Annotated in this window: 23 protein-coding genes; 11 read left to right on the top strand and 12 right to left on the bottom strand. The window is 40.9% G+C overall.

The window, feature by feature from the left end; all coding sequences use genetic code 11:
- Nucleotides 1-85: 85 nt before the first annotated feature.
- From LZF95_RS02370 to LZF95_RS02360, 3 genes are all read right to left on the bottom strand, one after another.
- Nucleotides 86-1,327 carry an RNA polymerase sigma factor gene (locus LZF95_RS02370; RefSeq protein ID WP_233753393.1) on the bottom strand — a complete coding sequence of 414 codons (1,242 nt, stop codon included), beginning with the start codon at nt 1,325-1,327 and terminating at the stop codon, nt 86-88.
- A 79-nt stretch (nt 1,328-1,406) separates the two neighbouring features.
- Nucleotides 1,407-1,760 carry a YciI family protein gene (locus LZF95_RS02365; RefSeq protein ID WP_233753392.1) on the bottom strand — a complete coding sequence of 118 codons (354 nt, stop codon included), beginning with the start codon at nt 1,758-1,760 and terminating at the stop codon, nt 1,407-1,409.
- A 29-nt stretch (nt 1,761-1,789) separates the two neighbouring features.
- Nucleotides 1,790-2,242: a carboxymuconolactone decarboxylase family protein gene (locus tag LZF95_RS02360; protein ID WP_233753391.1), complete on the bottom strand. Its 453-nt coding sequence runs from the start codon at nt 2,240-2,242 to the stop codon at nt 1,790-1,792.
- 431 nt (nt 2,243-2,673) lie between these two features.
- Here LZF95_RS02360 and LZF95_RS02355 point away from each other — a divergent pair, with 431 nt between their 5' ends.
- Entirely contained in the window at nt 2,674-3,804 is a 1,131-nt protein-coding gene (locus LZF95_RS02355; RefSeq protein WP_233753390.1) for a hypothetical protein, read from the top strand.
- Nucleotides 3,805-3,806: 2 nt separating this feature from the next.
- On the opposite strand, the gene LZF95_RS02350 is transcribed toward LZF95_RS02355, so the two are convergent.
- Nucleotides 3,807-4,730 (bottom strand): NAD-dependent epimerase/dehydratase family protein, encoded by a 924-nt coding sequence (locus LZF95_RS02350; RefSeq protein ID WP_233753389.1) that lies wholly within the window; start codon nt 4,728-4,730, stop codon nt 3,807-3,809.
- Nucleotides 4,731-5,054: 324 nt separating this feature from the next.
- On the opposite strand from LZF95_RS02350, the gene LZF95_RS02345 reads away from it, so the two are divergent.
- Together LZF95_RS02345 and LZF95_RS02340 are read left to right on the top strand one after the other, a co-directional pair.
- Nucleotides 5,055-5,396: a PadR family transcriptional regulator gene (locus tag LZF95_RS02345; RefSeq protein ID WP_233753388.1), complete on the top strand. Its 342-nt coding sequence runs from the start codon at nt 5,055-5,057 to the stop codon at nt 5,394-5,396.
- Nucleotides 5,386-7,992, top strand: a complete 2,607-nt coding sequence (locus LZF95_RS02340) for an ABC transporter permease (RefSeq protein ID WP_233753387.1) — start codon at nt 5,386-5,388, stop codon at nt 7,990-7,992. The genes LZF95_RS02345 and LZF95_RS02340 overlap by 11 nt, the downstream gene beginning before the upstream one ends.
- 87 nt (nt 7,993-8,079) lie before the next feature.
- On the opposite strand, the gene LZF95_RS02335 is transcribed toward LZF95_RS02340, so the two are convergent.
- Nucleotides 8,080-9,876, bottom strand: a complete 1,797-nt coding sequence (locus tag LZF95_RS02335) for a hypothetical protein (RefSeq protein WP_233753386.1) — start codon at nt 9,874-9,876, stop codon at nt 8,080-8,082.
- 618 nt (nt 9,877-10,494) lie between these two features.
- Between LZF95_RS02335 and LZF95_RS02330 the strand changes: the two genes are divergently transcribed.
- The 4 genes from LZF95_RS02330 (at nt 10,495) to mph (ending at nt 13,962) form a co-directional block, all read left to right on the top strand.
- On the top strand, nt 10,495-10,713 hold the full coding sequence (locus LZF95_RS02330) for a hypothetical protein (RefSeq protein WP_233753385.1): 219 nt from the start codon (nt 10,495-10,497) through the stop codon (nt 10,711-10,713).
- Between the two features lie 97 nt (nt 10,714-10,810).
- Nucleotides 10,811-11,359, top strand: coding sequence for an RNA polymerase sigma factor (locus tag LZF95_RS02325; RefSeq protein ID WP_233753384.1), 549 nt, complete (start codon nt 10,811-10,813; stop codon nt 11,357-11,359).
- Complete coding sequence (locus tag LZF95_RS02320; protein ID WP_233753383.1) at nt 11,346-12,773, top strand: outer membrane beta-barrel protein; 1,428 nt, start codon at nt 11,346-11,348, stop codon at nt 12,771-12,773. Before LZF95_RS02325 ends, LZF95_RS02320 begins: the two co-directional genes overlap by 14 nt.
- Before the next feature lie 307 nt (nt 12,774-13,080).
- Nucleotides 13,081-13,962 (top strand): Mph(E)/Mph(G) family macrolide 2'-phosphotransferase, encoded by an 882-nt coding sequence (gene mph / locus LZF95_RS02315; protein ID WP_233753382.1) that lies wholly within the window; start codon nt 13,081-13,083, stop codon nt 13,960-13,962.
- Nucleotides 13,963-14,031: 69 nt separating this feature from the next.
- Here the strand turns inward: mph and LZF95_RS02310 are convergent, their stop codons facing one another.
- From LZF95_RS02310 to LZF95_RS02295, 4 genes are read right to left on the bottom strand one after another with little or no spacing between them, the layout of a single operon-like run.
- Entirely contained in the window at nt 14,032-14,670 is a 639-nt protein-coding gene (locus LZF95_RS02310) for a YdeI family protein (RefSeq protein ID WP_233753381.1), read from the bottom strand.
- Entirely contained in the window at nt 14,667-15,050 is a 384-nt protein-coding gene (locus LZF95_RS02305; RefSeq protein ID WP_233753380.1) for a DoxX family protein, read from the bottom strand. The genes LZF95_RS02310 and LZF95_RS02305 overlap by 4 nt, the downstream gene beginning before the upstream one ends.
- A gap of 9 nt (nt 15,051-15,059) precedes the next feature.
- Complete coding sequence (locus tag LZF95_RS02300; protein ID WP_233753379.1) at nt 15,060-15,527, bottom strand: SRPBCC domain-containing protein; 468 nt, start codon at nt 15,525-15,527, stop codon at nt 15,060-15,062.
- A 4-nt stretch (nt 15,528-15,531) separates the two neighbouring features.
- Nucleotides 15,532-15,855 (bottom strand): helix-turn-helix transcriptional regulator, encoded by a 324-nt coding sequence (locus LZF95_RS02295; protein WP_233753378.1) that lies wholly within the window; start codon nt 15,853-15,855, stop codon nt 15,532-15,534.
- Nucleotides 15,856-16,163: 308 nt separating this feature from the next.
- Here LZF95_RS02295 and LZF95_RS02290 point away from each other — a divergent pair, with 308 nt between their 5' ends.
- A complete protein-coding gene (locus LZF95_RS02290) occupies nt 16,164-16,544 on the top strand; it encodes a VOC family protein (RefSeq protein ID WP_233753377.1) in 381 nt (126 codons plus the stop codon).
- A gap of 354 nt (nt 16,545-16,898) precedes the next feature.
- Here LZF95_RS02290 and LZF95_RS02285 read toward each other — a convergent pair whose 3' ends face one another.
- Together LZF95_RS02285 and LZF95_RS02280 are read right to left on the bottom strand one after the other, a co-directional pair.
- A complete protein-coding gene (locus LZF95_RS02285) occupies nt 16,899-17,624 on the bottom strand; it encodes a DUF4397 domain-containing protein (RefSeq protein ID WP_233753376.1) in 726 nt (241 codons plus the stop codon).
- Nucleotides 17,625-17,823: 199 nt separating this feature from the next.
- Nucleotides 17,824-18,315: a DinB family protein gene (locus LZF95_RS02280; RefSeq protein WP_233753375.1), complete on the bottom strand. Its 492-nt coding sequence runs from the start codon at nt 18,313-18,315 to the stop codon at nt 17,824-17,826.
- A gap of 138 nt (nt 18,316-18,453) precedes the next feature.
- Here LZF95_RS02280 and LZF95_RS02275 point away from each other — a divergent pair, with 138 nt between their 5' ends.
- Both LZF95_RS02275 and LZF95_RS02270 read left to right on the top strand, forming a co-directional pair.
- A complete protein-coding gene (locus tag LZF95_RS02275) occupies nt 18,454-19,446 on the top strand; it encodes a YafY family protein (RefSeq protein WP_233753374.1) in 993 nt (330 codons plus the stop codon).
- Nucleotides 19,447-19,967: 521 nt separating this feature from the next.
- Nucleotides 19,968-20,768: a hypothetical protein gene (locus LZF95_RS02270; protein ID WP_233753373.1), complete on the top strand. Its 801-nt coding sequence runs from the start codon at nt 19,968-19,970 to the stop codon at nt 20,766-20,768.
- Nucleotides 20,769-21,040: 272 nt separating this feature from the next.
- On the opposite strand, the gene LZF95_RS02265 is transcribed toward LZF95_RS02270, so the two are convergent.
- Complete coding sequence (locus tag LZF95_RS02265) at nt 21,041-21,295, bottom strand: hypothetical protein (protein WP_233753372.1); 255 nt, start codon at nt 21,293-21,295, stop codon at nt 21,041-21,043.
- 1,270 nt (nt 21,296-22,565) lie between these two features.
- Here LZF95_RS02265 and LZF95_RS02260 point away from each other — a divergent pair.
- Nucleotides 22,566-23,687, top strand: a 1,122-nt coding sequence (locus LZF95_RS02260) for an Ig-like domain-containing protein (RefSeq protein ID WP_233753371.1), incomplete at its 3' end; no start/stop codon positions are given.

The raw sequence follows: 23,687 nt of genomic DNA, 5'->3' as shown, positions 1-23,687 counted from the left end.
AGAGCTGGAAAATCGAAGTGCTTTTGCCACCTGCTTTAATCAAATTGTCAATTGATTTTGGCTAATTAGCAGCTATGTCCATACTTCATAATTGGGTATGGAGACTTTCTATATTTCGTTTGATCAGCAGTTGATCTGTTTCGGCGCGAGCTAATCCGAGGGCAGTTTGATAGTGCGAAAGGGCCACTTTAGCATCTACATCAGCATAGAGTTTGCCCAAAAGTGAAAAATAGAATTGATTGTCCCTGAGATTTAGTTTTTCAGCTTCTTTGATAGCAGGATTTGCTCCGGATACTTTGGAAAGTGCATAGACTCTATTGAGGGCAGCTATTGGGGAATATTCCAACTGAAGCAAATGATCATAGCTTTGCAGGATTTGCTCCCATTTAGCTGGGGTATCTTCCTTTTGGGTATGCCAGGCTGCTATTCCCGCTTCCAAATGATATTTTGAAAGATGGTTCCCTGTCGCAGCGTTGTTGAGAAAGTAATTTCCCCGTTCAATAAGCTCTTGGTTCCAAAGATTTTCATCTTGTTCATGATATAGCACACTTTCTCCCAGCTTGTCGGTTCGGGCATCAAAGCGGGAAGAGTGAAAACACATGAGTGCCATCAATGCATTTACCTTTGGAGAATTTGTGGCTGCATTTTGGATAAGCATGTAATTCAGTCGCATTGCTTCCATGCAAAAGTCCTTTCTGAGATTGGTTTGCTGTGAAGTGGAATAATAACCTTCCGAAAACAAAAGATATAGCGTAGTCAGGACAGTTTCCAATCTTTCGGCGATTTCAGATATACTCGGTTGGGAAATCGGGAGATTAGCTTCTTTCAGGGTTTCTTTAGCCCGTTTAATCCGCTTATATATGACCTCTTTGTTGGTCACAAAAGCATCAGCGATTTCCTGTGCGCCAAAGCCACAAAGTAAGTTTAGGGCTAATGCGATCTGGGATTCAGACGGAATGATGGGATTGCATACTGCGAAAATCATTGCCAGCTGACTATCAAAGATGTTTTGATAGGACAGATCCAATTCAAGTTCCTCACTCAAGGAAGAATCTATTTTGATTTGTGGGACGAGCTTTGCTTCAAATAATCGATTCCGCTTCAGATGGTTTTTTGTCTTGTTTTTGGCTACGGTATAAAGCCAAGCGGTTGGATTATCCGGCAATCCATGATGGCTCCAGTTTTCTGTAGCGGATAAAAAAGTGTCACTGACGATATCTTCAGCCACTTCCACATGGGCTATACCAAATAGATTGATTAAGACTGAAACGATCTTCTGATACTCATTTCGAAATAGATGGGGGAGTAATTCTTCTTTGTCCGACATTTTAGACTGTAAAAAGTGAAAACCTAAAATAAAATTAGAATGGAAAAGCAATTACTGAAAACTGCTTTTCCATTTCCGCTCAATGCTCTACAGGCGTTACTGCTTTTCTGATCTCTACATTTCCGCCGAGTTCCAAGATCGGACATCCATTGGCTATCTCTGCAGCTTCATCGTAACTGGATGCTTTGATGAAAATCATACCTCCAATAGCTTCCTTGATCTCAACGTACGGGCCATTAAGAATCTGATTCTTTGATTTCACAATTTTTCCTTCTCTGTCCCAGCGCTGAATCGGCCGGGAAAGTTTATCTTCTTCGGATAACTTTGCAAACCAATCCTGCCATTGTTTCAAATGGTTTTGCAAACCTTCGGCAGATGGTTGGTTTTCCTTGGAGTTGAAATCTCTCCTGAATATCAATAAGAACTCTTCCATAGTACTATTTTTTTTTTAAAGTTACAGAATCAACCAAACTGACCCACTGTGTAAGAGCCTGCTTTTACAGGAAAAGCCGATTGCAACCGGTTCCAGGTGTTGATGGAAGTAGCAATGAATGTGAGATCGATCAATTCCTCTTCGGTGAAATGTCCACTTACTTTCGCATAGATTTCATCGCTGACTTTTGAAGCAGTGATTGCTTCTGCCCATGCCAAGGCGGCTCTTTCGCGATCCGTATAGTAGGGAGTTTCCCTCCATGCACTTAATCCATAAAGTCGCTGCTCTGTTTCCCCTGCTGCCCGGGCATCTTTAGAGTGCATATCAAGGCAAAATGCGCAGCCGTTGATCTGAGAAACTCTAAAGAGAAGCAGTTCTTGTAAGGGTTTTTCAATGCTTGCCTTTTTTAAATAAGCTCCCATAGCATAGATTGGTTTCAGTCCGTCTGTTGCTTTTTCAAATAAATTAATTCGCTTTTCCATGATGTTAGAATTTTGATTGTTATACCTCTATGACAATCATATTTCCGGATCTGGACAAAAATGTGATCTTTTTTAAAGTTTTTTTCCTGAAAAGTTAAGAAGCATTCCCGCTGATTAGCGCAGAAAAGACCCAAATTCCCGCAGATCTTTTGATTGGGGATATCGCAGTCGTTTTTTGGAATCACAATTCAAAAATCAGATAATCTATCACCTACTTAACTTAGTACTTCAGTAGCCATAACTTTTGAGTGATAATTGTTTCAATTTTGTCGTTGATCACACTTTTTCATTCTGTTAAAATGGGTTAACTCACGTAGGTTTAGTTGGGGAATTGCTTGGCATTTAGTTTTTTACCATTGATATAGAAAATTATGTAAAACTTTTCACTTTCTGACTTTTTCCATTTCCCATGAGACGCTACTTGGTTTTATTTGCACGCTGCACGACAGTTTTCGGACTTATATCCTGTGGTGGAGAACCGAAAAAACTCCGTTCCTAAGACTTTTTCCCTCGACATCATTGACTCGGTTCAGATAGATTATCTCGGGGAAATGATGCTGATCGACTTTGATCCGAAAACCGAAAAATACTTGCTCTCCACGGAATTTTATCAGGAATACTTAGAGGTTGATGCACAGGGAAAAATTCTTAATCACAATAAATTCAATGAGGATGGAATAGACGCCGTGAGCTCTCCACTTGGTTTGGGCTATTTCAATGGAGATGTGACTGTCTTCAATCCTCCAAAGGGTTACTCTAGATTTCAGGATTCTCTTAAAGTAGGAGAAATCACTATTTCATATCCTCATGTAATTTTTATGATTTACCCAAAGCTGGGCTTGTTCGAATCCAGTAACAAAATCTATTATCCGAAGCCTTGGCCTGAATCCCTTGCCATCAATATCGAAGAAGGCGAATTCTTTCAAACCTTGTATAGACTTCCGATAATTGAATCCCAGGATAAAACCACGGGTGATACACTTGCAGTGCTGAGATTACCGGAAACTTCTCCCTTACTTGATGATCAGGTTCACGGATTTCCTATACCGGTTTATACCATGGATCAGAATAAGTTACTCCTAAGTATGTGGTTAGAACCAAGAATCTATGTGTACAATAAAGTAGGGGATCAGTTTGAATATGAAAGAACTGTGGAGGTGAACATTCCAGATTGGGTTCACTATGATCCTGTCCCTATGGATAAGGCAGAGCAATTTTTTGAAGGTTTTTCAAAGAAATTGTCAGGCAATTTAACCAACCTTTTCAAGGTGGGAAATTACTATGTGGTTGTCTATACTAAGGGCATTTCAGAAGCGCAGATGGCTGAGCTTGGCCAACCAAATGACGGCGGGCTGTCCCAGCGCAAAAAGAATCCAAACTATGCTGCGGTTTTTGACAAGGAATTTAACCAATTGGCAACAAATGTCCCATTTCCAAGCACAAGCAACTACCCGATGGTGGTCAATAATGAAGGAGAATTGGTTGTTTCAAAAGTAGCCGGCTTATCTGAGACAGAAGATGATGGGGTTATACTATACACATTACAGCTTAATGCCAAGTAATTTCAGTCTTTCAAGCAAAACCTCAGCCCTTCTTTCATCTTGGTAGGCTTGAGCCCATAAGCTTTCTCGATTTTGGAGGAATCAAAACAGTAGTGTGAATCCAATTGATAGCGGAGTTCGGCGATTTCTTTCATTACAGGCATGAAAAGTCCGAGGGTACTGACCAGCCAAGCCGGCATCACTTGCAGTTTGAGTTGTGTGGCAAGCTCATGATTGATCATTTCTACAATTTCTTTTACAGTAGGATAGGAATCATCGGTTGGCAAATTCCATGTTTGATTCCAGGAGTCTTCCTGCAATGCCAAAAATGCCGTTGCTTTTCCTGCGTCAGGGATATAGATGAAGGAATGCTTTTTATCTCCGGAGTAAAGCCATTGTGCGTTTTTACCGGTTCTCATCCGTTTGATCACCAGTTCATCCAGCACCGAATTGCTGGCACCTGGCCCGTAGAAATCTGGGGCTCTAGCCACAATAGCGGAAATTTTTCCGCTTTTCACTTCAGCCCATAGCATGTCCAAAATCTGCTTTCTGACTTTTCCTTTTCTACTTTGAGGTTTGAGTGGGGTTTTTTCTGTGAGATGACTGACTTGTGATGGGTCGCAGGCATACATGTTGTCGAAGAAAACCAGCTGGGATCCATGGGCGATACAGGCATCTAGTGTGTTCCTCATGATTATCGGCCAGTCTCTTTCCCAAACAGCGGATTTGTACTGGATTCCCGCCAATAAAAATGTTACTTCTGAGCCTTTTACTGCCTTCGACACAGCAGTGGAGTCCAGTAAGTCGCCGGAAATCAGTTCATCTGAGGGATTTACTTTTTTGGGAGTTCGGCTGAACTGACGGACTGATATTCCTGACTTGGCGAGTTCTTCCGATACAATTTTAGCAATATTGCCATTGGCACCTAGAATAGTATGGACTGGCATGAGAAAGGGGTTTTGCTAGAAAACTTATTTAGAATAGATTCTTTTAATTGTTGACCTGTCGTTACTTCAACATTCAGGTTCCCAAGTTAAGGTATTCAATTTGAAATTTTTCTGAAGTTTAGTTATCCTTCAATTACTCTATGACTGCGAGCCCTAAAGCCCAGCAGGCTTCGAAACAGGTCTGGTTAATTATTCCAGACTTTTGCCGCTTTTCTGATCAAGACGGATTACTAAGGGACTGTTCATAACTGTTTTTCAGCTATTATATTTACAAATATGGAAATAATGTATTACATTTATATTTGTAAATATAATAGAACATAGATGAAGGGTTATCATTTGGGTGAATTGGAAGAGTTGATTTTGCTGACAGTGGGGATCTTGCATCAGGAGGCTTATGGAGTCGCTGTATTGGAAGAGATCAAAAATCAAACAGGCAGAAAAGTCAATATTTCGGCAATACATACTGTGTTGAATAGGTTGGAAGAGAAGGGGTTTCTAAAATCCTGCATGGGCGGAGCCACTGAAGAACGGGGAGGTAGGCGTAAGCGGTTATTTACACTTTCTGCGGCAGGCAGATCGGCTATTGAAGAAGTCAAAAACCAGAGAAACAGACTTTTTGACCAACTTCCTCCATTAGCCTTAGACTTCTCCAATGGACAGTAAGCTCAAGCATTATCCTCCCAAATGGCCGGATCGTTTTCTGGAATTCTACTGCAACCCGAGTCGATTGGAGCAGATACAGGGAGATGCGCATGAATTGTTCTACTTGGACTTGGAGGAAAAAGGCCTCCGGTACGCAAGGTTCCGGTTTTTTATCCATGTGCTCAGTTTTTTCAGGTGGTGCAACATCAGACGTACCAAACCAACTAATCGATCATTTAACCAAGGGGCTATGTTAAAGAACTATTTTAAAATCGGCTGGAGGAATCTCCTTAAGCAAAAAGGAACCACGTTTATTTCTGTGTTTGGATTGGCCTGTGCTGTGGGTTGCTGTATGGTAGCATATCTTTTTATCGCCCAGATTTGGTTCAAAGGTATGCTTCAGCCGAACAAAGACGAAATCTATCAACTAACCTATACTGTGGAGGAGGAAAGTGGTTTGGTGACTTATGGCACTGTTGCTGAACCGATTTCGGAACTTATTTTCAAAGAACTAGGTGAGGTGAAAAAACTCACACGGGTTTCAGTTGATTTCTCCATTTTGATCCAAAATAATGAGAGTTACAGGCAGCGTTCCTTATTTGTGGATCCTGAGTTTATGGAAATGTTTGTGTATCGGATGGATTACGGATATCCGGGAGCATTGAGAGAGCCAAATCAGGTGATTTTGACAAATGAACTGTCTGAAAAGCTCTTTGGAGATACGCATCCCATAGGGCAGGAACTTTCATTGGTGGTTGATGGACATGAAAAACTATACAAGGTAGGGGGTGTTTTGGCCGATCTGAAAGATATGGATATGTTCAATTTTGATCTTTTGGTCAATATTGAGACACATCCATTTTCTACTACTGAGTTGCCGATTAAAGATGCTTGGAATAGAGAGTTGTGGACGTTTGTCCAATTGGAAAAGGGAACCAGTCCGAGCGTACTGAACTATGGCTTATCCGCACTGAAAAATCAACAAAACCAGATTAATCCAGAGAAACCTTACCGGAATTTGGAAGTAGTCGCCTATACGGATTTAGTGCATAAAATAGGTGAGATCAAAAATGGAGTCAGGGATTTTTTGGGGGTTGGGCCACAGATTCTTCTAGGGGCTATTGGACTGTTTATTCTGATATTGGCAATTTTTAACTACATCAATATTTCCATCTTGATGGCTTCTAGAAGACTGAAAGAAATAGGAGTTCGCAAGGTGATCGGGGTCAGGAGAATTCAGCTTGTGTTTCAGTTTTTGAGCGAAAATCTCATAGTATGTTTTTTCGCTATTTTGCTGGGCTGCCTTTTTGCGGGCTTTATCTTCCTTCCGGGATTCAACGATATCGCTTCCAAGAGTCTAAAAATTGATTTGTTTAACGATAAGTACGTTTGGATGTTTTTGGGAGCGATGCTCTTGTTTATCACCATTGTATCGGGATTGTATCCTGCTATTTATGTGTCTTCCTTCAAGTCAATCAACATTCTCAAAGGCAATCAGAAGATTGGAAGCAAGGGTTTCTTTACCAGTGTATTACTGACTTTTCAATTTACCCTTGCGATGACCAGTATCGTGGCCGGGGTGGCTTTTGTCCAGACAAATCACATCAATTCGAATCGGGATTGGGGGTATGACAGTGGGGATAAAATCATTGTGAACATACCCAACTCCAAAGATTATTTACCGCTCAAAGACAAGCTTTCGGCACTTGCATCTGTCAATGAAATCAGTGGGAGCCAGGATTACATAGGTAGTTGGATCAGGAAAGATGAGTTGGTTTATGATGAAGAAAAGTATGAGGTGATGCTGTTGAACGCAGAGGCTACTTATCCTGATCTAATGGATTTGAAACTCAAGGAAGGTCGGATGTTTAATCCATCGCTGGTTTCAGATACACAAGAGTCGGTCATGGTGAATCAGACTTTTTTGGACAGATTAGGCTTGGAGTTTCCTTTGAAGGAAAAGATAACCCTTGATAGCATGGACTTTTCAGTGGTCGGTGTATTGGAGAATTTTCATACTATTTTTTTCCAAAGTGAAATTGAACCCATGGTGATCCGGGCTTCCCCGGACACTACGTTCAATTACCTTACATTGAAGATGGCTCCGGGATCGGCAGCATCTTCTATGGAATTAGTGAAGAAAATCTGGCACGAAACTGTGCCAAGAGGATTATTTGAAGGAGGATTACAAAATGAGGTGTTTGACCGTGAATCAAAAGACGTTCGGGGAGTAAGTGCCATTATTTTATTCTCGGCAATACTTGCTGTAGTTTTGGCTGCGCTGGGACTGTTCGGATTGGTGTCGTTGAATATGAATTCACATATCAAAGACTATTGTGTAAGAAAGGTTTTTGGTGCCAACCTAGCAGATTTATCGATGAAACTACTGAAGAGATACCTGATCATCTGGGGCATAGCCTCAGTTTTGGGAGCAACACTTTCTGCGCTGATAATATCTGGTTTTTTGGATAGTTTTTTTGCTTTTCATGCCGGTGTTGGCATCATTCCTCTTGGATTTGGGGTGCTTGTTTTACTCCTAGTCATTTCAGCAACTATCAGTACCCAGATATATAAAATCGATCAGACAAATCCCGCCGGAATCCTGCAAAATGAATAAAGGAAATACTTGGGCAAGCATGTCGTGGAGCTGTAGTTTTTTGCTTTTTCATGATGAAAGAACGCGGTACGGTGTATGCTGGGCATTTTAATGCGAAACCGCTATAGGGTGCTGAATTCGGAATGATTCAATTTCTTCTTTCAAATTGGTAAACTGCTCTCTCATTTTTTGCAAAATACTCCCGGAATCAAATTGAATATTGTGCAACAAATCCTGGTAATATGCAATCCCTTCAATCAGATTTCCCTTGAACTTTTCTAGGTGCGCTTCTCTTTTTGTTACTTTTTCAGTGAGCTTGGATTCAAATTCCTTTTTCAAATAAGACACATACAGCTGCAATTCTTTTACAAAGACATGAGGTCTCTCAGAAGCTGATTTTAGAGACAATTTGCCATAAATATGATCAGTCATTTCTTTAAGGCTATATATGCCATTGAAGTATGCCAGGTTTGGTCCGGGGCAGATGGTGACCGCGGTGAGGTTTCTACGGGGAGTTTCTCCGGATGCCAAGATCGCAGGTGCTCCCAGACCTTCACAAAGACAATCCTTCGCCTTTACTATGTCCATTTCTTCGGCATGGATTTCTCCTGCTTCAAACTGTTTTGTCTTAAAATTCTGGTATTGTCTGGATGCGGTGCAGATAGGCTGTTCAGTAAACTCAGTGTTGTTTAAAAGAAACTTTTTGTAGCAAGGACTTCCTGGGCGATTTTTCTCAATCCTACTGATACGTTGCTCTTCTCCAGAGGATGTCCGCAGGTTATTAAAAGGTACCCCTAGTGGTGAGGCATGGCTGAGAAAGTAATCTGTTCTTTTTGCTCTCAATAATCGCCGCATCGTGTCTTCATCGACGGAAGTGGCTTCCGGAACAAGGAGAAATGGGCTCCCCCAACCAGTCCCGTCCAGCTCATAGTACGCCCGAAGAAAGCTGTCCTCTGTCGAATTCCCTATTCCTCCCTGATAGGTGATTCTAAAAGCAGGGCTTTGTGAAAGCCTATTTAATGATTTGCTTTCCAAAGTTTTTTGGCATGTTTCATAAAGTGTTTGAAAAAGCTCGGTTCTCTTGTTTTTGAACTCCTCCAGAATTGGCCCGATCAGTAAGCCGTCTGTGGCAAAGGCATGCCCTCCGCAGTTGAGTCCTGATTCGATTCTGAACTCAGTAACCCAAAGCCCTTTTTTTGCAAGAAATTTTCCCTGGATCAGCGCAGACCTGTAATCACTTACCTTGAGGATAATTCCCTTTTCGACTTTCCCTGTTTCATCGGGAAAAAAAACTGGAAACTGCTCGGCGTAGCTATATAATGTAGGGTTCATTCCCGCAGAAAACACCACTGAACCTTTTGCCCTACTGTTGGCAAATCCTCTCAAAGCAGAAAGAGCATCTGAGTATTCCCTGGGCAGTTCATTCCCTGACCTGTCGTAGTTGATTTTGTCCACTTTAGTCATGATGTTCACATCAACAGAGCCTATCTTCATCATGGATTTCAGTTCATTTTTCTCATTACCAGATGAGGACTTTTGCTTGGCGAGCAACGGGATCAGGGGAGATTCTACTGGAAGTAGATTAAGATATTTATGGAATTCATCGCGTGGTCCACTTTCATCATTTACCAGTTTATTGAATTGCTCTTCTATGATAGACTGTGTCAGGTCCAGATAAGAAGTAATCCTTTTTGCCCGATAATCATCTTCATTATCAGGGATAGGAGTAAACTTACGGACATATTTTTTCGAATAGATTTTGCGCATGTCCTCCAACAGTTGGTCATCCATAATGGAGACTACACTGGAGATGCCATATTTGGCAACTTTGATCGGGGTGTCCACCGTGTAGCCTAGCCCCATTACCGGAATGTGAAAGGTATGTGTAGGAGATTTAGAATCCATTATCTTAGAGAGTGTTGGGTTTTAAGCATTTTGAACATACGATATCCGTCTTTCCACCGATTAAGTGACAAAAGCATCAACCACTGGCATAAGCATCCGTGCCAGTTTGGCCAGTTTGATGTGTAGGGTCACCAGGCATTAATCATCTGTGGCCATAGATCTGTCATCTGTAAAGAAGCAAATCATTGTTGCAGCATGGTTTTTGGATAAGCCTAATTTGGGAGCAAAACTAGTCCCTATCCCTGTCCTTTCGCCTATCAACGCTCAGTTTTTCTCCTGACTTTTATCAGTTTTAGTTTATCGGGGCAATTTCAGTTGGGTAATCAGGTCTGCAGAGATTCGATGCGATCAATGGAATTTGTGAAATCCCTATTGGTTCTGTTTAATACCGTGATTGTCAGTTTTCATATCAGCAATGGGATAAGAGCATCATTTGCTCCGGAAAACATTAGCGTCAAGTCCGTTTCCGTCTTTCTGCCGGTAAAACAAAGAAAATATGGCTATCGGCGATATGGCGGATATACATATTGATTATTATACCACGGAATGAAAGATGAAATTATTTTCAAATCCACTGTAGCGAATTGATAGTAGCGTCCGTCATAGTAGAAAAGCAAGATGAAAAGGTTACTACGGATCTATTTGGTGTTGATATTTGTGGGAAGCGCAGTAAACGCTGGTTCAGAGAATCAGCAGGTCAAGGCTGGATTTCCGATAGAAGCAACTAATTTTGCATTGGACTCTGGTTATAATCCTAATCTGGAAGGAATTTCAAATTGTATGAAATCTGCCTTTCAGGAGGAAAATAACAGAAAATCCACTGCTACTGAGTTTTAGGTATATTACCCCCTTAAAACTCTAAGCAGATAAACAGCATAAATGAAAATTCCGACTCCGTTAGGAATGTCGTAAACCATAGATTAAAAGGTTTGAATTGAATTGGACAGACGAGGAGCTGATCGAAGGTTGCAAACGACGGTCAGCTAAGTATGAAGAGGTATTCTATAAAAAATACTATGGCTACGTCATGGGGATCAGTCTGTCTTATTCAAAGGATAAAAACCTTGCTGATGAAATCACAAATGACTCATTCCTGAAGTTTTTCGGATCGATCAAGAAATTCGATGACTTCCAGTCTGTGAAGGCTTGGCTTCGCCGCATTACCGTGAATACCGCAATAGACTATTTCAGAAAACAGAAAAAATTCAATAGTCAAACTGATGTGTCTGAAGAAACCTCAGTGTTTCATGATGTAAATGCACTTCATGATCTTGCTTTTGAAGATATAATTGGACTGATCAATCAGCTTCAAGAAGATCACAAAATGGTGTTCAATCTCTATGAAATAGAGGGCTATAGCCATAAGGAAATTGGAGAAAAACTCGGTCTTACGGAGAGTTCGTCCAGGGTTTACCTTGCGAGAGCAAAAGCACAGCTTCGCAAATTAGTATCACTACACTTGAAAGAATATGAAGGAAGATAAGCTAGATAAGGAAATCGCTGCTTCCCTTAAAAAGAAGTTAGCTGAGGCCTCCGTTCCCTACCAGATAGGTGCGTGGGAAAGTTTCCAGAAAAAACGTAAGGCTACTAAATATAAATCCATTGCCACATGGGTGACAGGGATTGCCGCATCCTTGATCCTGCTGGGTGTGGGATTGAATTCTGCTGGGCTTTTTGAAAACGAAAATGCTGATTTGGTCAACATCCAGCTTTCAACAAATGAGGAAAATCCTGCAGGGGTGTCCGTGGAAACGACGCCAGTTGATACCTTGGAAAATCGGGAATTGCTTGCGGATTCTCCTATAGCGAAAGAGGAGGAGCTGAGTTCTACTGACCAAGCCCCCGATGAACCAGCCCAGATCAATAAAGCCCAAAGCAATGAAGCATCGCAGAATCCGTCCGGAGCCAGAGCTTTGGCAATTATCCCTCAGACTGAAGAAAAGCCCACAGTGGCTGACCTGAAATCTGCCCCCAAATTATCTACGGGTTCTGATCAAAAATCTGTGGATCCGTCAGCGGAAAAAGTAGAAGTTCAAATGCCGGAACTTATAGCCCAGGTGGAGAAAGCCGAAAATCCAAATGTAACAGAACCTACACTTGTCGCAGAAACTGAAGAAAAGCAGAATGAAATTAAACAAGCGATAGAAGAAAATCTAGTTAAAGCTAAGGATGAAAAAGCCGAGATGCCTGATGAGATGGAGAAGATGGTCGCGGAGAATGAAATCCCGAGTATCCCTAAAGACAAAATGAACGTGGGGCTTGGTGTGGGGGTTTCCCCTGGTTTTGGTTCTTTACAGAACGATAATCAGGTGGCTGTAGCCTCTTCCGTTGGCCTTGGGATGCTCGTGGACATCAAACTTCCCGGGAAGCTGATTCTTGGGTCTGGGCTTGGGGTCAATTACCTCAGTCAAAATGCCGAAAAGGAAAGCACAGTAATGGCTTTTGGGAATTCCTTTCCTCAAACAGAGAAACTTGAGGTTAGGCAAATGCAAGTGGAGGTGCCGGTTTTTATCAAATATCCGCTGACCCGGAGCAATTCTATCTCTATACAGGCTGGGTTTTCTAATTTCTATGCCTTGAATGAGACTGCCAGCCAGGAAAATACTGTTGAACGCCAAATGGCTCATTACAATAATGATGTGGCCGGATTGTCTTCTGTATCCCTGAAGCAGGAGGCAGTGACACAAAGTGCCTCATTGGAATCTACCGGCGCAAGGTTTTACCCTTTTGCCACGCTTAATTTCGGGCTTAATTTCCGAGTGTTGGAGACCAAAGGTGCCAACTATGTCGTAATGCCGTTTTACAACTACCAGGTGAGGCAAGTGTCCGGATATGGAAATACTTTCGGCTTGTTCGGAGCCAGTTTGAAATTGAATTTTGGTGGTGGAGAAAAGTGATCACTGCCGAATATGGCATTTATAGCCCACTATAGTGTCATAGTGATGATGTTAGGTAGGCTCTAAGCCGTAATAAATTTGCAGGCATAAATTCCCAATTCAAGTTCTGGATTAGTATAATTTGTGTATATCCGCAATGATGCCAGTGGTATTATTTTCTTTGCTACGGGATAGATACTTCGACCGCGCTCAGTAAAAGTGACGGAAGAAGCCTTGGCGCTAGTGTTTTCCGAATCCTATGGTCCATTTATTGTTTTACGGGCAGAATGCGGATATACATATAAAATAAAAACCGAAAAGAGTATTTATGACTATTCATGAAATTATAAATCTTGCCAAAAAACATGGCTTGACTCTGTCGGATGACATGAAATTCAACGAAATGGGAATCGACTTTAAAGTTGGATTTGCCACAGATAACGGTGGAAAACAATGGGTACTGCGAATTCCCAGGCGTAGTGATTTGGGGGAGCAGATTGACAAAGAAAAACGGATCCTTCAGTTGGTAGGAAAACATCTTTCTATCCAAGTGCCTGATTGGCTAATTGCCTCTCCACAACTTATTGCTTATCCACTATTAAAAGACAATCCTGCGTTAACCTTTGATGCGAGTACCTATGCTGTGACTTGGAATATCGATCAGAATAGTCCAAAGTATGTACCTTCTCTTGCCAAAGCCTTGGTAGAATTACATAGCATCAGTGAAACAGAAGTATTGACAAGTGGACTGAAGGTAATGCATGCCAGTGAACTACGACCTGAAATTGCAGACCGTTTACAATTGGTGAAATCTGAACTTGGTATCAGTAAAGAATTAGAAAAACGCTATAGACAGTGGCTCGACAATGATTCCCTCTGGCCGGGTTTTACGCGCTTTATTCATGGAGATCTATATGCAGGACATGTGCTGACTACAAAAGATGGTGTGACTGGTGGGATTATCGACTGGTCTACTGCGCATATAGGAGATATATCCCTGGATTTTTCTGGCCATGTTACTGTCTTTGGTGAAGACAGTCTGAAAGAACTTATAGCGGAATACGAGAAACAGGGAGGTGCAATATGGGAAAAGCTCTATGAGCAAACCTTGGAACGAGCAGCGGCTTCCCCCTTGGCTTATGGGTTCTTTGCAATAGAAACCCAAGATGATACCCATATTAATGCAGCCAAGGGACAATTGGGCGTGTAATGGTAAGCCAATGAAACATTCATTGATGACTACGGAATGAATTGCCACCTCAAGATAACTTTGCTTGCCTTACTTTCCATACTTATCGTGAAGTCCAGATCCGCTAAAAATCTGCTCTTTATATTTCTCTATTCTTCCAATTCTTGTCTGGGCTTGCTTTGGCTGTGAGAAGTTGATGATATAGCCTCTTTGTTTTCCTGGGGTCAAAGCATAAAAAGCTTGTTGGAATGCTGGATCATCTTCAAATGCCTGCTGAAGTTCTTCAGGAATGGGTTCAGGATTCTTTTTGGACACTACTTTCTTTCCGCTTACTTCTATCTGGACAGCTTCCAAAACGTATTCCTGCAAGATGGTTTTTAAGCGGTGGATATCGGAAGTGTCAGTAAATCTCACAATTCTGTCGGATTGAAGATTTCCCTGTTGCTGAAGGATTTTATGTTTATCAGTCAAGAGTGCTCCTTTGAAGAAGCCCATGTTAGCGGAACCTTTTAATGCTGCTACTGTAAGAATATTTTTTCCTTTATGGGTATAGACGGGGACTCCCCACTTTAACTCTTCCGTTAGGCCGGTTTCCAGCACAAGTTGCCTAAGGAGTTCCAGTTCTTCTCTCCAGTTATTGACTTTACATTGTGGAGTGCCGCCATATTTGCAGCGCATGCAGCCGTCAATCAGATACTTATCTACTTTTTCATTAAGCGTGATTTTCATAATAAGTCACGTGTTATTCTACGATCAACTGGACGGAAATACCAAGAAAACAGGGTCAATAGGAGTAATAGTCCTGGGCCAAAATAAGCAACAGCTTCATCTTTGACTGCCAAATGGCTTAAAATCGCTCCGGACATCAGGAAGAAAAAACCTGCATAGGCCCACTCTTTGATCAAAGGGAACTTAGGAACCAGAATTGCAATGACTCCAAGGAGTTTCCAGATTCCTATGATGGTCAAGAAATAAGAAGGATAACCCAAAATACCCATCTTTTCGACTTCTTCCTCCATTTGGATAAGTTGTACTATGCCAGTTGATACCATACCCAGACTCAGCCAGACAGTAGCGATCCAATAAGTGATTTTGTGGCTCTTTTTCATTAATTGCTATTATTTTAAAGTCTTGATGATTTGTTGTAGCTTATTATGAGCCATATTTATTCCGTAGGCAAATGGAAGCCTGAGCATATTGTCTCTATCCTCTATGGATCGGAAAACTATTTTAATTTCGAGCATGCTGGTATCCTCACTTACTGCCTTGAAGTCAAGATATTCAAGTTGGACAGGAAAGGAGCTGTTTTCCATTTCAAAAGTCCTTATGATCGTTTGGTTTTCTACCGCTTTGTGAATGGAGCCATTGGCCCGGAAGAGTACGTTTCCCTGTGCGTCCTTAGTTTCAAATAAATAGCTCCCGTGAGTTCTGTTATCTAGTTTCAGCACTTTATTACCCATCCATTGCTCTACTAATTCGGCTTCTGTGTAAGCCTTGTACAGTAAGTTTACCGGCAGGTCAAATTGCCTTAAAATGAGGATTTCCTGTTTGTTGTCCTCAGCAGTGATGTGGGTTTTGTTTTCCATACATTTACTTTTTAGGGTTATAAGCTTTCATTATTTGTTCTAGTTTATTGAATTTTTGATCCCAGAACTGCCTGAATGGCTCTAGGAAATCGGCTATCTCCCTCATTTTATTAGCATTCAGGTGATAGTACATTTCTCTGCCTAGTTGTTCTTGTTTGAGCAATTCGCATTCAGTCAGAATCTGCAGATGCTTTGATATTGTCGGTCTTGCACTGTCAAAATTGGAGGCTATTACCCCAGCTGTCATTGACTGTGAAGCAAGTAGTAGGAGAATTGTCCTTCGTGTAGGGTCGGCTATAGCCTGAAATACGTCCCGTCTTAAATTCATAATTTTAATAGGCTCTAACTATGGCATCAAAATCAACCTGAAGTCATTTGGCTACAAATATATATGTAGCTATTTGACTACGCAATAGTTTTATGATTTTATACTCTGACCAGAATTAAAAATGTAGGCCGAGGTTAATATTAATACAGTAGTTGTTCTCTGCTGAAATACTTTTTTGCTTAAATTCAGAAGCTTTCGCTAAAAAACATGTTTCTAAAATGTCTTGCCCGGGAATTGGGAAGATTGATGTTTTTTTACGAAATTTTGCTTCTATCAATTTGATTTTGAACATATAAACTTCCTTTTCCATGCTCCGAAAATCCAAAGCATTCAGCAGCTTCTCCGTAGGTGATCTCTCAAAAGCCAAAACTTTTTATCATGAAATACTTGAATTGGATGTAGAAGAAGATGAAATGGGGTTTCTATCGCTACATTTCAGTAAAGGCGCCGATGTAATAGTTTATCCCAAACCAAATCATACGCCTGCCACATTTACCGTTCTTAATTTCCCCGTAGAGGATGTGGACAAGGCAGTGGATGAATTGGCGTCAAAAGGGGTGAAGTTTGAACAGTATGAAGATCCCATTAAAACAGATGAAAAGGGTATTTGCCGTGGAGGGGGTGGCCCAATGATTGCTTGGTTTAAGGATCCTGCGGGAAATATTCTGTCTGTGCTGGAGGAGTTGTAATTAATTCCACTGATTTAAAGTAGGTCCTGGTAGAATCCGGCTGGTGTTTTGCCGACTGCCGATCTTGTTTTATTACAAGTTGAACGCACAGTGCTTTTCTGTCCTCTAATTTAACTTTTCACTTAACAACTGATCCAAAGGCGGTCTTTTTCGTCATGAGAACTTCTGCGGTAAACAAGAACAAAAAAATCCCGTCTATTTAGATCGGGATTTTCAGTTTGCGTGATATAGTTGTGTGCACAATCCTTGCTCAGCAGAATTACAAATGAATAACAAGTTATTGGCTGGTTACCCACTTGTGATTGGGGTCATTCTTTTTGATTTTCTTCTAAAGAATGACTGATGGTAGCTGGTTTAGAATTCTATATAGTTGGTCAGCAATTGCAGGTCAAGTTTTTTAGAGTTTTCTGCGGATTCCACAAAACCCCTCACGATAAGGGTATAAACCCTGTTACCTTGTAGATCTACGTTTGTGGCGGTAGCGAGGGTGTCTCCTGAACTGGATACTAAAGTCATTTTCACCTTTTTAGTATCTATGCTTTCGAAATCAGAGATATTCTTAAACACAATACCATCGAATAGGGGAGTTTCGCTGTCGTCTATCAACAGAGATACATTTCCTGCATCAGGTGAAAGATTGACCAATCTGATCTGTGCTTTATTTGAAGACGGCTCTGACCAATTGTCTTTTACGAGAAATGCGTCAATTTCACCAGCCTCTTCTACCATAAACATGGAATAGACAGAATCTACTTTTATCTCATATTCCTCTTCGTAAAGAGAGGTAAGGGAGTTTGGTTCAGAAAATTTAAACAGTCTGTCTCCTGGGTGAAAGTTTCTGTAGGCCAAAGCCTCAGAGTACTTCAGTGGAGAATTGTTTACTTGATTTTGGTCAGCAAATATGATCACTCCGTTATTATCTGGAGCACCGTTGTAAATGGAGATATACCCTGCAGGTGGGTAATCAATCGGGTCATTGTCATTGTCCAAGCAACTTGTAAGCCCAAGGGTTCCTGATACTAATGCTATAGCAGCAAGTGATTTAAAGTTTTTCTTTGCAAATGATTTTAAACTCATCATAAGTGATCGTTGGTTTAGTTTTAATACGATACCATGACGCATGCTAAGCTTGTTTCGCTACAAAAAAGACAAGTATTTTATCTGCAATTTTTAGCTGAAGCGGGAATTTGACTTCATAGCTTTTTTATGTTCTCATTAAATTAAAGTGGCCTGATTTGTATTCAGGCCACCATTTCTTTTCCATATAAGACAATAGGTACTAGTATTGTTCCCAGAAGTTAGGAGGAGTGATTCCTAAGGCACGCAGATACACATACCCCTGCCCACGGTGATGTATCTCGTTGTCAATGATATAGAACAGTGTGCTATACCCAGTTCCTTCATATTGTCCGAAGGAGACAATATGTTGCTGAAATTTTTCCATAGGAATGGTTTTCCAAAAATGTTCTATCGTGTCAGTGGATTCATCCCAGCTGGCCAAAAGCGAGGATTTCGTGGTCAGTTCTTTTTTTTCCTCATCAAATGTTTCCCACTCATCTGTAGCCAATCCTTGTGCTGTAGGTGCTGCCATTGCTAGCATTTCTTTGATTAGATTGGCAAAAGGTCTCATTCCTCCTATACTGAATTCAAATAATTCTTTTTCAGGAAAAGCTTCCAATACTTTTCGGGTAAGCTTGCGATGTCCCAGCCAGTGGGTTAATAATTGATCCTTGTGGATGATTGTCGAAGTTGTTGTTTTCGTTGTTTCCATTGTTATGATGTTTTGATTAAGAATACTCAAATAAACAACCGCATAGTGTCAGCCCTATGTCAGTAGGATTTCTTATTATGAACATTTTCCCGGTTTTTTTTAAGTTTCATTACTTTTAGGCAACCGTACAGCATATCCATGAACAGAATAGACCGGCTTACAGCCATTCTCACACATCTTCAGTCGAAGCGGACTGTACGTGCCGCTGAACTTGCAGAGCGATTTAATGTCAGTTTGCGTACTATCTATAGGGATGTAAGGTCTTTGGAGGAAGCAGGAGTCCCTATTATAGGGGAGGCTGGCCAGGGCTATTCATTGGTGGAGGGCTATAGGCTACCCCCCATCATGTTCAGCAGGGAAGAGGCACTGGCTATGCTGGTAGCCGAAAAACTGGTGGAAAAAAACGTGGATGAACAGAGCAGCAGGTTCTTCAAAGAAGCCATGATCAAAATCAAGGCTGTATTAAAATCGACAGAGAAAGACTTATTGGTGGAAGTGCAGGATACTATCAAGGTACTCAAATTCAACCCTTCGCATGTTCCAACTAGATCCAGCAAGGCATTCCAGATAATCCTTCGTGCTATTTCAGAGAAAAAAGTACTGGATGCCGGCTATATGACTTTTGATCCAGAGCGAAAGTCCGAACGAAAACTGGAGCCTTTGGGATTGTTTCATTCCTTTGAACAATGGTATTTATTGGCATTTTGCAGATTGAGAAGCGATTACCGCACGTTTCGGCTAGATCGCTTTAGCAAATTGCAGATAACTGAAAGTTTCTATTCCACTTCACACCATCCTTCCCTCCAAACCTACTTGGATAAGGTTGCCAGCGAGCAGAAATTACATCAAATCCTTCTTGAAGTTCCTGATAATTCCATAAAATACTTTTCCAGCTCAAAATACAACCATGGGTTTGTGTCAGAGGAAAAAGGTGAAGGGAAAACGTATATGACATTTATGAATTCCTCAATCGAAGGATTTGTCCGGTGGATAATATCCATGGGGGATGTGGCCAAAGTCAAAGAACCACCTGAGATCAGGGATAGGTTAGATCAATTGCTAGAAGAGATAAGATTGATGCAGCATACTGGTCAGCTTGCTAAAGCTGATAAAGATGGACTATGTCGATAAAATCTTCGGAGGTCTTATTTAATGCGGCATCCGGGGATCTTACATTTATTTCTTTAGATCCATCTTATGGCTGCCGTATTACGGCTTTCATTCGAAAAACAGTTAGGCTACTATATTATGTTCTGAGGAAGCCCACAATAGGAAATAGACTCCGAAGTTGACGTAAGAGGAGTGTTGGAAGTGATCAAATAGATAGGGGTGGATGGGGAGTTTATTCCTCTGTTTAGGGTAAAAGGGTGATTTTGGCCACGTTGAGGAAGTGCTTGGGGACGGAGAAGTTCTACGTTGCTATGGTTTTACATACAGTTTAGAATCCAATAGTTGATTTTTTGTAGTCAAAAATATAAGCAGTATGCGGCATAATCCTGCCGTTTTCGGGATTTTTCATAGAAATGGACAACTTAAAAATGTGATTTCTAGGTCAAGTTAGGTAGCTTTGGGTATAAAGTTTATTCTCCTTGACGATGGAATAACATTTGAAGTGTTGTAAGAAAATCATGAACATCTAAACATTGAAAATTATGAATGCGAAAATATGGGGAACATCTGCAGTGGCTTTGTTAATTGCAATAAGTTGCCAACCCAAAAAAGCAGAAAATGACGTAACGGTAGAGGAAACAGAAATTGCTGCGCCGGCGGAAATTTCAATTGAGAAATTTACAGATTCACCAGGTTATTCGACATCTACTCTGACTTTGAAGAGTCCTTCTAGCACCACCCTTTCTAAAGCAGGTGAGGTTGATTTTAAATTTGAAGTAGGGGATTATGAACTTGGTGCCCAAACTGAGAAAAATGGGATGGCAGCTAACCTTGCCAATTCAGGAGATGGTCAGCACATTCATTTTATCTTGGATAACATGCCTTACTCAGCACATTATGAAAGTGAGTTTAAACGTGAGATGCCAGAAGGAACTCATTATTTGGTTGCCTTTCTTAGCAGATCTTATCATGAATCAGTGAAAAACGAAAAGTCTTTTATCGCCAAGAAAATGGTGGTAGGTAAAGAAGGGGACGACAAAAATGTTGATTTTGCTAAGCCAACTATGATTTATAGTCGGCCAAAAGGAGAGTATAGCGGAAAAGACACAGAAAACTTATTGCTTGATTTCTTTTTGCTTAACACAACCCTCTCAGAGGATGGAAACAAAGTAAGGGCGACAATTAACGGCAATGAGTTTATGCTTACAGAATGGGCACCTTATGTCATCAAAGGTCTTCCGAAAGGTGAAGTTACTGTCAAACTGGAACTTTTGGATTCAGCTGGTAAATTGATACCGGGAGGATTCAACGAAGTAAGCAGAACGGTGACACTGAAGGATTAACTTATATAGATAGGATTAATTGTAAAACACCGTGCGAATTGCTCTCACGGTGTTTTTTTTCTCCATAATATTCACTTGACCGCTTTGAACCAGCCGGCTGGCAGGCCTTTTATACCTGAGGCTTTTTTCAGCAAGCCCGACTTAATGGAATCCGATATTTCTTATTTATATGGATTAGGGAAATTATTGTGGTCATTGTTCAAAACAGGTTGTTGAGTTGGTTGACCATTTTTATTTAGGGTTTAGGGCAGATAGAATTCAATTGCCTAGACTCAATCCCTTAACTCAGCTCTTTTCTCTTCAATTTCCCCGGCCAAAATCGCATTTATGTCTATTTTGGCTCCTATAAGTAAGTGGATAGAAGTGCCAAATTCCCTGGCGTCTGGGTCAGTGATGGTTCCTATTTCTTCGGATTCTTCAAAAAATGAAATTTCTCGCTCGCTTACGCCATCTACTGCATCACGCACCAAAATCACGTTTTTGATTTCCCGTGTTAAATTTATCCAATTGACATAATCGGCATTCAAAGTGGTCGCTCTTAAGTCTTTTGTTTTGGTGTAAAAGTTAATCGCTCCAGCCTGATCGTAGTTGTCACAAATAATTACAGTATATCCCCCCTGAGGTGCTTTGGAATATGCGAGATCAACTTTTCCAGCCTAACATATCAGCAAAATCATACGGCACTCCAAAAGTGGCAGGAAAGAACTTGAACCAAAACGCAGTGTAGCCAAGGAGGTATATCAAGTAAGAAAACCAGGAAGTCACCGATGGAACAGAGATATACCCCCAATCCAAGTGATGTGCTTGATCCAGATGGAAGCATAACCAGGATGAATCAACAGGTATTGAAGCGCAAATTTGAGTAGGATAAGCCCAACTAAAAACATGTTCTTTCCGGAAGTATGAAAAGGATGAATTACAAATCCCTAATATGTTTTTAAACTTTCTTTCATTGACTGCAAATATTGACCAATATGGATATTAATCTTCAATGAACGGAGCTAATCTGTGGTTTTAGAAGATGTTTACTTGAGGTTTATTCTGAATTTCAACACCATGCCTTTTCTCTAATTTTAGTGGGGAGAGGCCTTCGGCTGAATAATAAACCCATTATCCATCTGTTTAAATAGTTAATAGAGGGGTGTTGTTTCTTCAAATTACCAAAAGTGCGAGTGGGAGTTTGAAGAATTCCGTTTTTTGTTAAAACACTCGGAAGGGCAACTGTTTGAGAGAAATATCTACTAATAAGATGGTTTGTTTGTGGCTTTTTTAATATTTATAATATTTTCTTATGCTAATAAAAAAAAATATCACCTTATATTATAGGACTTTTTAAAGATGATTTACAAAATAAATTATTCCAAAATCAGATATCATGATATTTTTGAGCGACTACCATTTTTACCTAGACAGATTTCAAATTTCTGGTAAAAAGCATTTTGTAATTGGGGAAAAATAGCACTTATTTATCAAAATTAGAGCAAAATAGAAGTTGCATTTTGTTGAATACTAATAGCATAAAATAGTATCTATATTTATGAAATTAGTATTTCTGTCTGTTTTCGACAATTAAGTAGTAATGAAATATAAGTACTGTTAAAAATGTATGCTAAAAAACTACTCTTGATCTTATTGTTCTCTTTTAACATCCTTGAGGTTCATTCCGACATAATCTCCGGTTTAGATAGGATGGTAATAGAACAAACAGTAAGAGAAATTAATAAGTGTTTGATAATCAATGAAAAATATAAGAATTGTGAGGATGGGTACATCTCAGAAAAGCCTAATAAGCCTTGGATGAATTTCATGCTTTGTCTTAATGGAAAGCCCGGATTTGATGAATGGGCAGATTTGGACGGCAGTAACTTTCCTGAGGTCACTAAAAAAAATATTTCTACTGAAATTTTGGAATCTGAAGGTGGAAAGCGGATTTTTCTTTCTGCAGAACCCGAAATAGGGTATGTATTTAAACAGTGGACTTTGAACGGGGAATTTTTAAGTTCTTCGATTAACTATGAGTTCGTAATGCCCTTTGAAGACGTTTCTATTATAGGTCATTTTGATAAAATCGAGCCTCCAATTATTACAATTACTACTCCATCTCTAAATTCCAGTTATTTGGTGGAAGAAAAAATCAATATTTCAGCAGATGTACAAAGCAACAAGGCTTATATCACAAAAGTTGAATTTTTTGTAAATGGGAATGTTGAGGCCTCGCTCAACGATTTGCCATATACTTTTATATGGGATAATCCTTCTCCCGGGGAGCATGATGTATTCGTAAAAGCCTATGATACGAGTGGGCAATTCGCTATTTCAGAAATCAGAACTTTTACAGTTATCGATAAACCAAATTCCGCCCCTAAAGTCAGTATAAGCAGCCCTGGAGAAGGAGAGGGATTTACGGTTGGAGAGAGCGTAACGATCACCGCCGACGCATCTGACGCGGACGGGGAGGTCGCCAAAGTCGACTTTTACCGGGACGGCACGCTCTTGGGCACGGACAGCGCTTACCCCTACAGCATAACCTGGGGGGATCTTCCCAAGGGGAACCACGTCCTTACCGCCAAGGCCACGGATGACAAAGGTGCCACAGCGGTCTCTTCGGCCGTAAGCATCACCGTGTCGGATAAGGAGAATTCCGCCCCTAAAGTCAGTATAAGCAGCCCTGGAGAAGGAGAGGGATTTACGGTTGGAGAGAGCGTGACGATCGCCGCAGACGCATCTGATGCGGACGGGGAGATTGCCAAAGTCGATTTTTACCGGGACGGCACGCTGCTGGGGACGGACATCGCTTACCCCTACAGCATAACCTGGGGGGATCTTCCCAAGGGAAGCCACGTCCTTACCGCCAAGGCCACGGATGACAAAGGTGCCACAGCGGTCTCTTCGGCCGTAAGCATCACCGTGTCGGAGAAG

Source organism: Algoriphagus sp. AGSA1 (genome assembly GCF_021390545.1).
Taxonomy (GTDB): domain Bacteria; phylum Bacteroidota; class Bacteroidia; order Cytophagales; family Cyclobacteriaceae; genus Algoriphagus.
This window is presented reverse-complemented; position numbering and strand designations above follow the sequence as displayed.